General features: G+C 64.5%; 17 protein-coding genes and 1 tRNA gene. 7 read left to right on the forward strand and 11 right to left on the reverse strand.

Annotated elements, in window-relative coordinates; genetic code table 11:
* Positions 1-13: 13 nt before the first annotated feature.
* The 3 genes from ACNUDN_RS22265 to ACNUDN_RS22275 are packed head-to-tail and all read left to right on the forward strand — an operon-like array spanning position 14 to position 2,186.
* Positions 14-877 (forward strand): DUF1365 domain-containing protein, encoded by an 864-nt coding sequence (locus ACNUDN_RS22265; RefSeq protein WP_419125265.1) that lies wholly within the window; start codon positions 14-16, stop codon positions 875-877.
* Positions 874-1,461 (forward strand): sigma-70 family RNA polymerase sigma factor, encoded by a 588-nt coding sequence (locus ACNUDN_RS22270; protein ID WP_419123919.1) that lies wholly within the window; start codon positions 874-876, stop codon positions 1,459-1,461. Before ACNUDN_RS22265 ends, ACNUDN_RS22270 begins: the two co-directional genes overlap by 4 nt.
* Positions 1,458-2,186: an anti-sigma factor gene (locus tag ACNUDN_RS22275; RefSeq protein ID WP_419123920.1), complete on the forward strand. Its 729-nt coding sequence runs from the start codon at positions 1,458-1,460 to the stop codon at positions 2,184-2,186. The genes ACNUDN_RS22270 and ACNUDN_RS22275 overlap by 4 nt, the downstream gene beginning before the upstream one ends.
* A 36-nt stretch (positions 2,187-2,222) precedes the next feature.
* Here the strand turns inward: ACNUDN_RS22275 and ACNUDN_RS22280 are convergent, their stop codons facing one another.
* Complete coding sequence (locus tag ACNUDN_RS22280) at positions 2,223-3,320, reverse strand: glutamate--cysteine ligase 2 (protein ID WP_419123921.1); 1,098 nt, start codon at positions 3,318-3,320, stop codon at positions 2,223-2,225.
* Positions 3,321-3,459: 139 nt separating this feature from the next.
* Between ACNUDN_RS22280 and ACNUDN_RS22285 the strand changes: the two genes are divergently transcribed.
* Entirely contained in the window at positions 3,460-4,284 is an 825-nt protein-coding gene (locus tag ACNUDN_RS22285) for an LLM class F420-dependent oxidoreductase (RefSeq protein ID WP_419123922.1), read from the forward strand.
* On the opposite strand, the gene ACNUDN_RS22290 is transcribed toward ACNUDN_RS22285, so the two are convergent.
* From ACNUDN_RS22290 to ACNUDN_RS22300, 3 genes are read right to left on the reverse strand one after another with little or no spacing between them, the layout of a single operon-like run.
* Positions 4,285-4,554, reverse strand: a complete 270-nt coding sequence (locus tag ACNUDN_RS22290; protein WP_419123923.1) for a cytochrome C oxidase subunit IV family protein — start codon at positions 4,552-4,554, stop codon at positions 4,285-4,287.
* Positions 4,554-5,138, reverse strand: a complete 585-nt coding sequence (locus ACNUDN_RS22295; RefSeq protein WP_419123924.1) for a cytochrome c oxidase subunit 3 — start codon at positions 5,136-5,138, stop codon at positions 4,554-4,556. The genes ACNUDN_RS22290 and ACNUDN_RS22295 overlap by 1 nt, the downstream gene beginning before the upstream one ends.
* Positions 5,135-5,812, reverse strand: coding sequence for a hypothetical protein (locus ACNUDN_RS22300; RefSeq protein ID WP_419125266.1), 678 nt, complete (start codon positions 5,810-5,812; stop codon positions 5,135-5,137). Before ACNUDN_RS22300 ends, ACNUDN_RS22295 begins: the two co-directional genes overlap by 4 nt.
* Before the next feature lie 160 nt (positions 5,813-5,972).
* Here ACNUDN_RS22300 and ACNUDN_RS22305 point away from each other — a divergent pair.
* Positions 5,973-6,045, forward strand: a tRNA-Arg gene (locus ACNUDN_RS22305).
* Positions 6,046-6,088: 43 nt separating this feature from the next.
* Here the strand turns inward: ACNUDN_RS22305 and ACNUDN_RS22310 are convergent.
* On the reverse strand, positions 6,089-7,069 hold the full coding sequence (locus tag ACNUDN_RS22310) for a tyrosine-type recombinase/integrase (protein WP_419125267.1): 981 nt from the start codon (positions 7,067-7,069) through the stop codon (positions 6,089-6,091).
* A 64-nt stretch (positions 7,070-7,133) separates the two neighbouring features.
* On the opposite strand from ACNUDN_RS22310, the gene ACNUDN_RS22315 reads away from it, so the two are divergent.
* Positions 7,134-8,369: an IS256 family transposase gene (locus ACNUDN_RS22315; protein WP_419120839.1), complete on the forward strand. Its 1,236-nt coding sequence runs from the start codon at positions 7,134-7,136 to the stop codon at positions 8,367-8,369.
* Here ACNUDN_RS22315 and ACNUDN_RS22320 read toward each other — a convergent pair.
* From ACNUDN_RS22320 to ACNUDN_RS22335, 4 genes are all read right to left on the reverse strand, one after another.
* A complete protein-coding gene (locus ACNUDN_RS22320) occupies positions 8,358-8,897 on the reverse strand; it encodes a phage integrase central domain-containing protein (protein ID WP_419123925.1) in 540 nt (179 codons plus the stop codon). The two genes, ACNUDN_RS22315 and ACNUDN_RS22320, sit on opposite strands and share 12 nt — an antisense overlap.
* A 203-nt stretch (positions 8,898-9,100) precedes the next feature.
* Complete coding sequence (locus ACNUDN_RS22325) at positions 9,101-9,322, reverse strand: helix-turn-helix transcriptional regulator (RefSeq protein ID WP_419123926.1); 222 nt, start codon at positions 9,320-9,322, stop codon at positions 9,101-9,103.
* Between the two features lie 273 nt (positions 9,323-9,595).
* Complete coding sequence (locus tag ACNUDN_RS22330) at positions 9,596-10,930, reverse strand: cell division protein FtsK (RefSeq protein WP_419123927.1); 1,335 nt, start codon at positions 10,928-10,930, stop codon at positions 9,596-9,598.
* A 98-nt stretch (positions 10,931-11,028) separates the two neighbouring features.
* Positions 11,029-11,457 carry a hypothetical protein gene (locus ACNUDN_RS22335; protein ID WP_208673988.1) on the reverse strand — a complete coding sequence of 143 codons (429 nt, stop codon included), beginning with the start codon at positions 11,455-11,457 and terminating at the stop codon, positions 11,029-11,031.
* A 163-nt stretch (positions 11,458-11,620) separates the two neighbouring features.
* Here ACNUDN_RS22335 and ACNUDN_RS22340 point away from each other — a divergent pair, with 163 nt between their 5' ends.
* Positions 11,621-12,406 (forward strand): hypothetical protein, encoded by a 786-nt coding sequence (locus ACNUDN_RS22340; protein ID WP_419123928.1) that lies wholly within the window; start codon positions 11,621-11,623, stop codon positions 12,404-12,406.
* Here the strand turns inward: ACNUDN_RS22340 and ACNUDN_RS22345 are convergent.
* Positions 12,403-12,597 carry a hypothetical protein gene (locus ACNUDN_RS22345; RefSeq protein WP_419123929.1) on the reverse strand — a complete coding sequence of 65 codons (195 nt, stop codon included), beginning with the start codon at positions 12,595-12,597 and terminating at the stop codon, positions 12,403-12,405. The genes ACNUDN_RS22340 and ACNUDN_RS22345 overlap by 4 nt on opposite strands.
* Before the next feature lie 253 nt (positions 12,598-12,850).
* A complete protein-coding gene (locus tag ACNUDN_RS22350; RefSeq protein ID WP_419125268.1) occupies positions 12,851-13,648 on the reverse strand; it encodes an endonuclease domain-containing protein in 798 nt (265 codons plus the stop codon).
* Positions 13,649-13,917: the final 269 nt, after the last annotated feature.

Raw genomic sequence — 13,917 nt, forward strand, 5'->3', positions numbered from 1 at the left:
TGCGCTGCTCCGAATACAAGATGTGAAACCCGACTTCCGAGGCGGGGACCGTTCGAGTGCGGCCCTGTACCGCACGCGCATCACCCACCTGCGGCGTGCACCCGTGCACCACTACTTCGAGCATCGCAGCTACAGCTGGTATGTGGACCTCGACGCACTGCCCCGCCTGCCGTGGTGGCTACGGCCGTTCGCCCGGTTCGACGCACGTGACCATCTGTGGGAGACGACCGCGGACACCCTGCGCGGCCGGGTGGACGCATTCCTGGCCGGCAAGGGAATCGACCTGTCGGGGGGCACGGTCACCGCGTTGCTGCACGCCAAAGTGCTGGGTCAGGTATTCAACCCGTTGACCCTGTACTGGTGCCATGACCGCCGGGGGGTCCTGCGATGCGTCATCGCGGAGGTCCACAACATGTCCGGTAGGCGGCACGCCTACCTGCTTCCACCGTCCGACGATCAACCGGTGATGGTGGACAAGAAGTTTCACGCCTCCCCGTTCAACGGCCTCGACGGGCACTACCTGGTTCGGGCACCGCGGCCCGACGACGCCCTCGACGTGACCGTGTCGTTGCACCGCGACCACCAACCGGCCTTCGTCGCGACGATGCGCGGCTCCCGACGGCCCGCCGGCATCCGGCAGGTGGTCACCATGCAGTTCGTCGCACCGCTGGCCCCGCTGATGAACGTGCTGAGCATGAGGGTGCAGGGCACCCTGCTGTGGCTGCGCCGGGTGCCCAGGGGCTGTCCCCGCCCCGAGGCGGATCAGGACGCGCCGGCCGCCGCCGGTGCGGCACCACTGCGCCGGGTCGACGCGGCGCACGAGTGCCCGGCCGCGCCGATCTTGAAAAGGGATCGGCAGGAGACACGGTCACCATGACGACATCGGTCCTGGTAGGTCCGGCTAGGCTACCGCTCGTGACCGCCGAACTCGACGCACTTCTGCGCCAGGTGGCCCGCCGGGACGCCGACGCTTTCGCCGCGTTCTACGACCAGACACGGGCCCGGGTCTACGGCCTGGTCACCCGGGTGCTGCGCGATCCCGGATACAGCGAAGAAACCACGCAGGACATCTACCTGCAGGTATGGCGTAATGCTGCGAGCTACGATCCGTCGGTGGGCTCGCCGCTGGCCTGGCTGCTGACCCTGGCTCACCGGCGCGCGGTGGACCGGGTGCGCTCCGAGCAGGCGGCCAGCACCCGGGAGTCCCGTTACGGTGCGGCCAGCGTCGATCCACCGCTGGACCACGTCGCCGATGAGGTGATCCTCGACGACGAACGCCGCCGGGTGGCGGCCTGCCTGGACTCGCTGACCGACACCCAGCGGGAGTGCATCCAGCTCGCGTATTACGACGGTCTGACCTATGTGCAGGTGTCCGAGCGCTTGGCGGCGAACCTCGCGACAATCAAGTCCCGGATGCGTGACGCGATTCGGGGTCTCCGCAGATGTTTGGGGGTGGCATGACCAGCTCCGCCGGCCCGGCCGGTGACAACCTGCTCTCGCTCGCGACGCCCTACGCGCTGCACGCGCTCGGCGCCGCGGACATGGCAGACATCGACCGGCGACTGACCGAGGCCGAGCCCGACGTCGCCGAAGCCTTCCTCGCCGAGGTGCGGGAGGTGCGCGAGACGATGGCGGTTCTGGCCAGCGCCACGGCCGTCGAACCCCCTGCCCAGCTGCGTGATGCCGTGCTCCGCCAGATCGCCGAGGATCCGGTGCGGGTGCTGCCGCACAAGCAGCGTTCAAGCCGTCGGGCCGCAGCGGTGCTGACCGCCGCCGCGGCGGTCGTCATCGGCCTGGGCGCCCTCGGCGTCGGGTACGCACTGCGCCCGGCGCCGGCACCGTCGACCGCCGAGCAGGTGTTCGCGGCGCCGGACGTGCGCACGGTGTCCGGTGAGATCCCCGGCGGCGGCACGGCCACCGTGGTGTTCTCCCGTGAGCAGAACTCCGGGGTGCTGGTGATGAACAATGTGCCGCCCCCGCAGCCGGGGACCGTGTACCAGATGTGGCTGGTCGACGCCGAGGGTCCGCATTCGGCGGGCACGATGGACGCCCAGGCGGTGGCACCTTCGACCACGGCGGTGCTGCCCGACCTCGGGTCGTCGCAGGCGCTGGCGTTCAGCGTCGAACCCCCTGGTGGTTCGACCCGCCCGACCAGCCCGGTGTTCGCGCAGCTGCCACTGGTCTGATCGGTCGCAGCACCTCCGAGATCGCCCCCGACGTCGCTAATCGGTCTCCAGCGTGGCCGCGGCCGCCTCGGTGAGCACGTCACCGACGTCGTGGTTGCGGTGCCAGGCGCGCCGCTGCCGCGCCGCGCCGTTGCCCAACTCACTCAGCCGGGCCAGTCCGTCGACCACCAGCTCGTGATCGCCTGCGGCCTGCAGCGCCGGCCGGACCCGTTCGACGAGGCCGGCCAGCAGTGCGGGCATCGGTGAGGGTGTGTGGTGCTCCAGGTCGACGCCGTCGCCGTCGAGCCCTTCCCGGGCGGCCTTCCAGTACGCGGCCTTGAGCACATAGGGCGTCAGCGGCAGCAGCGGCTCGCCACGGCGTTCGTCGGCCAGCGCGGTCATCACGCAGCCCCGCACCAGCGCGGCGAACAGCACCGTCTCGGCCACGGTGGCCGGGACATCGGCCACCCGCACCTCCACGGTCGGAAAGTTCGCCGACGGCCGCACATCCCAATAGACCATGCCGTCGTCGCGGATCACCCCGGTGTGACACAACATCTGGACCGCGGCGTCGAACTCGTCGGCAGAGCCGAAGTGTGGCGGCGGTCCGGCGCTGGGCCAGCGTGCCCACAGCACGCTGCGCCAGCTGGCGTGCCCGGTGTCGGCGTTGCGGTAGATCGCCGAGTTCGCGGTGAGCGCCAGCAGCAGCGGCAACCACGGCCGCAACCGGTTGCTGACGGCGATGGCGGCGTCGCGGTCGGGAACGGCGACATGGACGTGGCAGCCGCAGATGCCCTGTTCGTGGGCGATCATGCCGTAGCGGTCGCCGATGTCGCGGTAGCGCGGCGTGTCGGTGACCGGGAAGTCGTGCGGCAGGGTGGGCGGCAAGCCGACCGCGAGCAGCCGCGCGCCGCAATGCCCGGCGGCATCGGCGGCGGTGTGGCGCAGCCGGATCAGTTGGTCGCGCAGATCGGCGGGGCTGTCGACCACGCCGGTGGCGGTCTCCACCTGGCAGCTGGTGAGTTCGAGCTGCAGGTCGACGCCCTTGTCCGCGGCGGCATCGGCGACCTCGCGGTTGCGGGCCACCGGCGCGCCGGAATCCGGGTCGACGAGGAGGAACTCCTCCTCGACCCCGAGACTGGGAATGTCAGCCATGGCTCCACCGGTTGCGGCACCCCGAGATTTTGATCCGGCCCGTCGGATTATTCGACGACGGGCCGGATCGGGGTGATGAAAGTCGATTGCGTATATGCCCGTAGTGATTCGGATTCAAACCTGTGCCTACCATCACGATGTGGCAACGGGATTGCGGTTCGGTGTCGGCGTGACGCGGGCCAACTCACGGATCAAGCTTGAGCAGAGCGCACGCCGTGCCGAGGACCTCGGATTCGACGTGCTGCACGTGCCCGATCACCTGGGTGGGCCCGCGCCGTTCCCGGTGCTGACGGCGGTCGCGATGGCGACCTCGACGCTGCGGGTGGGCACCTTCGTGATCAACTCGGCCTTCTACCGGCCCGCGCTGCTGGCGCGTGACGTGGCGGCATTGCACGACGTGAGTGAGGGACGCTTCGAGCTCGGGTTGGGTACCGGGTATGTGAAAGAGGAGTTCGAGGCGGCCGGGATTGCCTATCCCAGTGCCGGTGAGCGCGTCGACCATCTGAAGTTGACCACTGAGTACATGGCCGAACATCTCCCCGACGTGCCGATCATGATCGCCGGCAACGGGGACCGGGTGTTGCGGATCGCGGCACGCTCGGCCGACATCATCGGCCTCACCGGAGGGGATCGCGCGGCCAGCGCCGAGGAGGATCCGCTGGCCGATCGCATCGAATTCGTCCGGGAGGCCGCCGGGGACCGGTTCGAGGACCTGGAGCTCAACATCGCCATCACGGCGATGCCGGTCGATGGCTCCGGGCGCCCCGACCTGACCATCCCCCGAATCTCGCTGCCGGGATTGTCCGACGAGGAGTTGCTGCGCCACCCGGGGGTGTTGTCGGGCTCGGTCGACGAGATCGCCGAGCGGATCCGTGGATATCGGGACGTCTACGGGATCGGCTACGTCATCGTGCAGATGCGCCACGCCGAGGCGTTCGCCGCGGTGATCGAACTGCTGGCGTAACTACAACCACAGGTACAGACCGGACAGCAGCGCCCAAAGGCCGACGCAATACGCCTCGAAAGCCACCCGCAGTGGGAACGGAGCGTGCCTCAACTCCATGAAGTCCAGTCCGACCAACCTGATCTTGACCGCGGCGATACCGAGGACGAGGACAGCCACCAGGGAACCGGTGCCGTGCTCGGCACCCACCGCCCACGACAGCACGGTCGCGGCGACCAGGAACAGCCAGCTGGCGCCGGCCCGGTTCTTCAGCAGGTTCAGGGCGGTCATCAGCTCACCAGGTACAGCAGCGCGAACAGGACGATCCACAGCAGGTCGACCAGATGCCAGAAGCAGGCGGCGCCTTCGACCATCGCGGTGCGCGTCGCGCTGAGCTCGGCACGCCGGGTCTGGGTGAACACGAACGCCAGTGCCCCCAGACCCAGGCACACATGGAACAGGTGCAGCCCGGTGAGGATGAAGTAGTACAGGTAGAAATCGTTGGCGCCCGGTCCGTGGCCGGCCGTGGCCAGCGCGACATACTCGAACACCTTCAACGCGATGAAGACCAGACCACAGAGCATGGCGGCGGCCACCGCACGGGTGGCGATCGGCCCGGCCCCGGCGCGCAGCGCGTTGAGGGTCAGCACCACCAGCAGCGAGCTGGTCAGCAACACCAACGTGTTGACCACGCCGACGCCGATGTGCAGCGTGGTGCGGGCCGCGTCGAAAACCTCAGGCGCTCCGGCGCGTTCCACCAGGAAGGTGGCGAAGAACGCGCCGAAGACGAGCATGTCACCGAACAGGAACACCCAGGTGCCGCTCTCACCGGGAATCCGCCGCGCCGGGCGCGGCGGCGACACGGTGTCGGTCACGCGGGTTGAACCTGGACCGTCGCCGCCTCGGCCTGCTGTTCGGCCTTGATGGACTTCAGCATCACCGCGGTGGTGGAGAACAGCCAGACCACCAGCACCAGCCCCGGGATGTAGAACGCGAACACACCGTTCCAGGCCAGCGGTCCGTCGTTGAAGACGACGACCACGCACCCGGGCAGTGACAGCGTCGCCACCCACAGGTTGAGGTAGCCGTACCAGCGCGGGAACGTCGGGGGCTGGGTTTTGTCCATGAACGCCGCGACGGCCAGGGTGATGTTCTGCACGATGATGGTGCCCACGATGCCGATGAACCACAGCCAGAAGACGTCGTTGAGCGCCTGGGTGAGTTCGGCGGATCGCTCCTCGGGGCGGTAGGCGGCCACACCGAGGAAGAACTGCGGGAACAGCAGCGCGGGCACGAACACCGTGGCCGCCATCAGCTGTGTCATCGACAGCATGCCGAAGCGGCCCTCGACCCGGCGGATACGCAGGATGATGGCGGCCAGGAACGGCAGTGCGAGGACAGCGCTGAGCAGCGCGCCGGAGACGCCGAAGCGGATCCAAAGCTTGTGGTCGACGAAGAACGCGGCGATCTCGTCGGCGGAGGCGGCCGGTGACAGCGGCGGAAAGAGTTGGGCGATACCGGAGAAGCTGGCGCCGTAGAGAAGGATCATGATGCTGCCTGACCAGGCGCCGATGCGTTGCAGTGTCAGCTCCACGCTGGGAGGCTACCGCCACCCGAACCAAGTTTTGTCATTTTTGCCATAACAAGTTTCGCATTTGCGGGCTCGTCGCGTCGAGCGGGTAAGCTCCCACCGGCGTTTCCCAGTAGCTGCCCCCGTAGCTCAGGGGATAGAGCACGGCTCTCCTAAAGCCGGTGTCGCAGGTTCGAATCCTGCCGGGGGCACAACGTGTTTTTGCAGATCAACGCATGTTTCCGGGCGGTTGCCCTACTGCTGGTCGCTCCCCTCTGGTCGGTGCTTGGTCGGTGCTTCGCTGGTTTCAGTTGGTGCTGGCTGACTGGCTTTGTCACGCGCCACGGCCTCCAGCAGGCGTCGCGCATTCTCGGGTGCCCGCAGCAGGTAGTTGGTCTCGCCCGACTGCTCACCGTCGTCCCCCGGCTCCGCTGGACCGTAGATGTCCTCATGGAGCCCGTCGTCGACCGGCGAGCTATTCAGAATTTCGGCGACCTCATCCGCCGGAATCCAGCGGCGCTTCTGATCCACAGGCATATCGTCCGCCTGGTTGTCCGCGTGTTGCACGCGCCGAGCGGCAGCATCGAGCCGCTGCGCAACGTCGTCGAGATCAGACGGGAAGAGGCCGGCGTAGTGGTTGAGGGTGGTAGCAGCGGATTCGTGGCCGAGCAGACGCGCAACGGCGACTACCGAGGCACCAGCCTGGATCGCGAGAGATGCCGCGGTGTCGCGGAGGTTGTGTGGCGTGATGTCGAGCTGCGCGGAGCTCACGGCATCGTCAAAGACGTCCCGGCGGAAGTTTCGGTTTCGGAGGGGCGTCCCGCTTGCTGACGGAAACACCAGTTCGCCAGGGCGACGATCAACGCCAAAGCCAGCGAGCATGTTGGAGACCGTCGCAGGGATCGGCACCGTCCGAGCCTGATGATCTTTCACCGGCGCCATCTCGCCGCGCGGAGCCTCCTCGGAATACGCACGACGGACGCGGAGCCTACGGGACACGAAATCCACATCGGACCACTGCAACGCGGCCAGCTCACCCCACCTGAGGCCGCAATACCCGCCAACGAGGACGATGAGGCGGTCGCGCTGTGACGGCAGATGGTCAACCAGGGCCCAAAGTTGATCATGCGTCAGCGGGCGTGGATCGTTTCCCTGGACCTTCGGCAGGTTGCGTCCAGCAGAGTGGTGTACGAGTCGGGCCTGATCAGGGTTACCGGCGTGTCGTAGCCGAATGATTGAAGGTCATCGCGTGATTCTTCGAGAGACCGACCAAAGTCACTCGAGCAAAGGAATCGACGCGATGACCACCGCCCACAATATCGACCTGCCCGCCGTGCTGGCCGAACGACTCACCACCGCCCATCCCGACGTGCTGCGCGAGCTGCTGGCCACGTTCATCCACACCCTGATGGGCGCCGAGGCCGATGCCCTGTGCGGCGCCGGGTACGGCGAACGAACGTCTGAGCGCACCAACTCGCGCAACGGGTATCGGCATCGCCAGTTCGACACCCGCGCCGGTTCGTTGGATCTGGCGATCCCCAAGCTGCGCCACGGCTCGTACTTCCCGGACTGGCTGCTGGAACGCCGTAAACGCGCCGAGCGGGCGCTGACCACGGTGGTCGCGACGTGCTATCTGCTCGGGGTGTCCACGCGGCGGATGGACAAACTCGTCGAGACCCTCGGCATCACCAGCCTGTCGAAGTCGCAGGTCAGCGTGATGGCCAAAGAACTCGACGCCGCGGTCGAGGCGTTTCGCACCCGGCCGCTGGACGCCGGCCCATACACATTCATGGCCGCTGACGCCCTGGTCCTCAAGGCCCGTGAAGGTGGCCGCGTGGTCAACGTGCACGCCCTGATCGCGGTCGGGGTCAACGCCGACGGGTATCGGGAGATCCTGGGCGTCGAGGTCAGTACCGCCGAAGACGGGGCCGGCTGGTTGACGTTTATGCGGTCGCTGACCGCGCGTGGGCTGTCCGGGGTCAAGCTGGTCACCAGCGACGCGCACGCCGGGCTGGTCGCCGCGATCGGCGCCACTCTGCCTGGCGCGGCCTGGCAGCGCTGCCGAACCCACTACACGACCAACTTGATGGCCGTCACCCCGAAGGCGTCCTGGCCGTGGGTCAAGACGCTACTGCACTCGGTGTTCGACCAACCTGACTCTGAATCCGTTGCAGCCCAATATGACCGGATCATCGACGCCCTCGCCGACAAACTGCCCAAGACCACTGAACACCTCGAAGCGGCGCGGCCGGACCTGCTGGCCTTCACCGCGTTCCCCAAACAGATCTGGCGCCAAATCTGGTCCAACAATCCCCAGGAGCGTCTCAACAAGGAGATCCGCCGGCGCACCGACGTCGTCGGGATCTTCCCCGACCGCGACGCGCTGATCCGCCTCGTGGGCGCCGTCCTGGCCGAACAACACGACGAATGGGCCGAGTCGCGGCGCTACCTGGGACTTGACGTCCTGAGCAAATCACGCACCGTCAACGGCACCCCAACCGAACAGGAGGACACCCCCGCGGCACTAACCGCCTGAACCATCACGACGAAGAATCACACGACGACGTCGTACACCACGTCCCTGGACTTGACCCTTCGGCAGCTTGATACCGACTGCAGGATTGCGATGGATTGCGCCGTCCCTCAGTGCGTAGTCGAACACCCTGCGCAACACACCAAGCGCGTGCCGGGCTGTGGCCGGCGACTGTTGTCGGGAGATCCCGGCCGCCCAGACCTCAACCTCTGACGGGCGAACAGAAACCAAGGGTTGGCGTCCGAACGCACGAGAAATCTGCTTGTTGATGACACCGCGAATCTTGCGCTCAGTAGCGGGTTGCCGGGGCGGTTGAGCGGCGAACCAGATCTCGCACCACTCTCGTACCGGCTTCTCCCCCGCCTTCGGGTCCGCCCACACGCCGGTCTTGAGCGCATCGACCTGCTTACGCTCCCACTCCTGGGCATCCCGCTTACGCGGGAAAGTACGCGAAGCGACATAGCGACCGCGGTAGTAGACACGGGCTCTGTACACCCGCGAGCCCCCGGGACCCTCACGGCCTTCGATCATTCACTCACCCACGCACTCGGTGTGCATCTCGCCACGAGCGCCCTCGTCGACCTCTACAGCATCCTCCGACATATCGAAGTCCGACAATGACGCGTACCGGGCTTCAAGTTCAATAAGAAGCCCATCGGGGACATCTACCCAAGGACCATCGAAACCCCGCGGCTCGGCCGGGCCGTTAGCGAATCTACCCTTCTTCATCTGAATCACCCTTCTTCCCAGCGCGATTCCCGCTGCGCGTCAACCCAGCGGTCCACCTCCGTTGAATCCCAGCGGAGCGAATTTCCCAGCTTTATTGCGGGCGGCCCTTCACCACGCAGACGCCACGAGCGGATACACCCAACACTGACCTGGAACTTCTCGGCCAACTGCTGGATCGTCAAATACTCGGTTTGCGTTCCAGCCCGCCTAGCCGCCTGACTTCCCACCTGGCCCCTCCATCAGAGATACGAGCAAGAGCGGCTCACGCGCCGCCGTTCCGGCGGCTTGTGCCTGAGCACTGGGGCCGGGAGGCGAGCACAGTGCACCTGCAGTAGCTGCTGGACCGGATGCTCCCGAGGACGCCGGCGGACGCGTAATCCCCGCATCTACCTGACGACCCGCGGAGTAGTCGGCTACCGACCAGATGACGCTGGCCGCAATCGTGAGCGTCGCGAAGATTAGATTCGCAGCACGTTCGGTATCGCGCTCATATGGATGAGTCATGACAGCTGCGCTAGTCGGTTGTGAAGAAGTTGTGATGGGTCTCGGGTCAAGCCAGCGAAGCGATTCACCCAGTCCGCAACCGCCGCCTCTCGAATGTAAGGCGCGCGGAAACGCACGAACGCGCTGTTGACCGAGGCGACGCCTACACCGACAGGAGCGCCAAGTGGACTGGCAGCGCTGTCCGCTGACCAATCGTCACCAAGCACCGCTTCTGCCGCGTACCGGGACTGCACACCGAAACATACTCTGACAGAGGAGTTGTCGCGGATATCGGTCGGCAGGGAGTCAGCCGTTGGCTTTTGAGTCGTCAGAATCGTCACCACTCCGGCCGAACGCCCCTTTCGAACAAGGAAGCTTACGAGCGCGTGGATCTCCGTGCCCTTGGCCTTGCTCTCCTTGCCTACGAGCTGCCGCGGGTCCAGAAAGGTCTGACACTCGTCGATGAGGACCAGGACGACCGGCACCTCCGGCGTCGGGCCATGATTCCAAAAGTTCGATGTACCGAGAAGGTCATGGAGATTTTGCGATCGCTCGCGGACCAGTTCCTTGACCTCGTGGAGCGTACCGATCACGGCGTCGAGATCCATGTCGTCGTCAACGAATCGGTAGCTGCGAGGCTTCAGGGCCGAAAGGTCCATTCCGCCCTTGCCGTCGATCACGACCATCTGCGCCGAGTCGCACCCCGAGAACGAAGCCAAGGTCTGTGTGAGCCAGGCAGTCTTGCCCGAACCCGGCAACCCGCCAACCACCACGCCCGAGACATTCGAGATCGGAATTGACTTCGAGTCGCCATGTTCATCAGTCCCCAGCTGCAATACCCAAGCCGCCAGTGGCTTTACGGAGTCGAGCGTCACGGGAGAGCCAAGTGGATCCCGCACCCTGAGGTCGAGCTGGAATACACCCGGCTCAGGTTCTGACACCACCACACTCGGGACCATCAATGCAGTCGCCAGGCGTCCAGTAACCCGCTGCCAGTCGGAAAGCTCCTGACCATCGATAGCTAGGAACTGGGCCCTGGCGCCAAACACCGTTGACTCCAGGGACTGCAGCGAGGGCACGTAGCGTTTAGGTCTGCCGTGCTTGTCCTTGCCCCGCACGTACAGACCCACTACGTCAAGTAACTCAACGCACCTCTTCCCATCGGAAAGAACCTTCACCGCGTACTGCACATCCGCGAGGTACGGTGACGGATGTGAAACCGGCCTGCTGTCTTGCCGCCGCCTGAAGATGAAGTAGCCGGCCGCGGCATAGGCAGACAGAGCCACCAGGCCGCTGCCCGACCAAGGGACTCCAAGCACGAACACAATCAATGTGATTGCGACTAGAGCCACCCAGATTCTGTGAGGCCGATTCAGTCCTGGCTTCGCCGCAAGCAGCGCTGCACATACCAAGACCACAGCCGGAATCATCCAAGTCGCATGGGACATAATCACTCCCCACTCGCCGACCGGCGCGCGGGCGCTCCTGCCCGGATAACATCGTTCGCGTTTCCAACGGGGACCAGGCGCTCAATGAAGACAGTCACCGCCAGGACGCCGCGCGGTGAACCGCTACCAAACCCTGCTCGTCCCTCCGCTCGCACCGACACCTCCGTTAGGCCCTCGGCCTTGAAAATGCTTCCGGCCTGGACATTTTCGAGAGGGGTCGCAGTCTCGACAGTGGCGCCATCCAGGCCGGTTCCGCCGACCGACACCGCGACGCCCGTCAGCCGGTGAACGTCAACCCCTCCACGCTGCACATTGGTGTCCGTCTTGACGCCGTTCTCGTATTGTGCACGGGTCCGCGCTGTCCCACCGGTTCCAATGAGCAACACCGTCGTGGGGTCTACGGCCAAAGTCATCTTGCTCAGTTCAGGCATGTTCGGTTCCTTTCGCTCTGGCTATCTCGCAACATCGGTTGCCACGTCACTAGCAATGTTGATAGCGGCGACGAGAACCGACAATGCTATGCCGGATATTGACAAAACCGCAGTTCAGAGTGTTTTAACGCGCTCTGTCGTCCACCCGCGCTAGCCTCTGTGCATGCGAACCAGGCGCATCCACGCGAAAGCAGACGTGACCAACCAGTGCTGGGACGCTGCCGCCGAGTGCTTCCGTGCAGGCGCGCCGCTACAGCATGTGCTCGACGCTCTGTGCCTATCCAACGAAGGAAGAGCACGCACTGCGCCGCGTCTCCGACAACTCCGATCGTCGACGAAGGTTGACCCGACACTCGACCCGAGCGAGCAGGTTGTCGAGCTCAAACGCATTCGGTGCTCCGAACTGGAAGCCCCTATCGCCAAGGCAACTGATCGCGTCGGTCGCAGAATGCAAACTTATCTCGACCAGCTGGTGCCCCTTAAAGACCGCCGCATGGTGCTCGCCACTGAGCTTCGGTCAGTCAATCGCCATATTCGCGAGATCGAACGAGCAGGCATTGGTAATCGGACTCGGTTCATCGCTCAGCACGACCAGCTAGTTGCAGAGATCGGCAGCATCTACGACGAGATGGTTTCAATCCTCGGCAACTTCCCAGCAATCTTCGTCGACGGCACTCATCTATGCGACCGAGGCCTCCTTCGAACCGGCCTCACCGTCAGGCAAGTAATCGAGCTCGGTGGTGTGACGCGAAGCCAGAGCACGGTCTACCGCGTGCATCGACACGAAACCGCTTCCAAACAGACGGATTTCGACTTCAAGTTCAGTCCGACGCTCTTGGAGTTACTGCCCAAGTTTCGCGCATGCCACGAAGCGATGTCAGAGCTCCGGCGTTCAATCGACGCTGATCGCAAGACACTTCGTCAGAAGGCCGGACTCACGGACATCTAATGCCGCCAACCAACGACATGAGGACCGACGTTCCAGACGATGCCGGCGTTTACACGCAGGCCTTGGCTGAAATCCTCGCCCGCATTCCTCCGAGATGGGGTCGCCACATCGATGTCGACTCGGGCTGGTACCCGCTCATCACCGAAGTCGATCGCCAGCTGCGCAACCTTGATCCCGACTACATCGTTCACCAGGTCAAGCAGAAGTTCGGCACTCTCCGCTACTACTGCTGGCCGAGCGGTGACGAGCCTTCCCGTAGCACTCTGGATGCATTCGAATCGATCACGGAACAGGCTGAACGAGTGTCTGCCGTGACATGTGAACGCTGCGGTGGCGCAGAGTCCTCACTCTGCCATCAGGCAAATGGCCTACACGTGAGGACTCTATGCAGCTCGTGTGCTGGGACTCTTAACTACGAATCCTCGAACTAGGTTCTCCTGCAATCTATTTGCAGCATCCTTCGCTTGTCCGACACTCAACGAGCGAGCAAGGAGTCTCAGGCGGTTGCCACTGCCAGCCCGAAACCGGCGGCGTCTTAAGGATACTTCTAACTCCAATAGCCGCAGCAGTAGCGAGGTCCTCGTAGTCACGGAGCTTTCCCTTGTACTTAAGTTGCAGATCCGCGGCCGGAGGATTGTTCAAGTAATCGGCGAACATGCAGTTCTGCACGTGCGGACACCAGTCGACCCGGCCGTTGCAATCGATACAGATCAGCCCGCGGACCAGGCCGCTGAAGTGGTCGTGGTCGACGACTGTTCCCGGTGCGACTCCACAGATCGCACACGCACGACCAAACGAGTCGATCAGCACCCGACGAATTCGTGACTCCGGCGATCGTTGACCGCAGTACGAAGTCCAAGCTCCGATTCGTGGAGGCAACGGGCACCTCTTCGCGTACGGGACAATCTCTGGGCTCAGGGTTTCTTCTAGCAAGGTGACATTCCATCGTCCCGAGCGCCCGTCCCCCCACCAGGCCGGAACGCACTCGTGCTGTGCGAGATCGTGGTCTAGCTCTGGCACAACTGGCCTAGTCGATTCCCGACAACCGCACCACAACCCGGCTTCGGACACAAGGTGGTAAAGACCGTCGTCACCTAGTCTCGACAGCGGAATACCCCTACGCGGCAGCGGATTTCGGGCCTCATTCGACCACATTGAGTGGCACTGAGAGTCGCACTGCGCCAGGTGCACCACGTACTCACTGATATGTTGCCGACTCCAACGCGACAGGTATCGCCACATCCACCACTTTTGTCGCGATTCATTCAGATCTCCAATCCCTGAGGGATTCTCGGGAATGCGGGAGGTGTACTGGTCGATCCTCGCGGTCGTACTCACGGTTGAATTATCCGCACTGGTACCGACAGATTGCCGCGCCACGATTGGGCGGTTTTCGATAGACTACACGTCGCCGAAGCTGGCTATGATTCTCACCGAGATCGCTTACCGCGCAGATGAAGTCACTGGACTCACAAACCCGCTGGGAATCGCGATCGCTGAAGCAGATATCG

The organism is Mycobacterium sp. smrl_JER01 (assembly GCF_048513595.2).
Taxonomy (GTDB): domain Bacteria; phylum Actinomycetota; class Actinomycetes; order Mycobacteriales; family Mycobacteriaceae; genus Mycobacterium.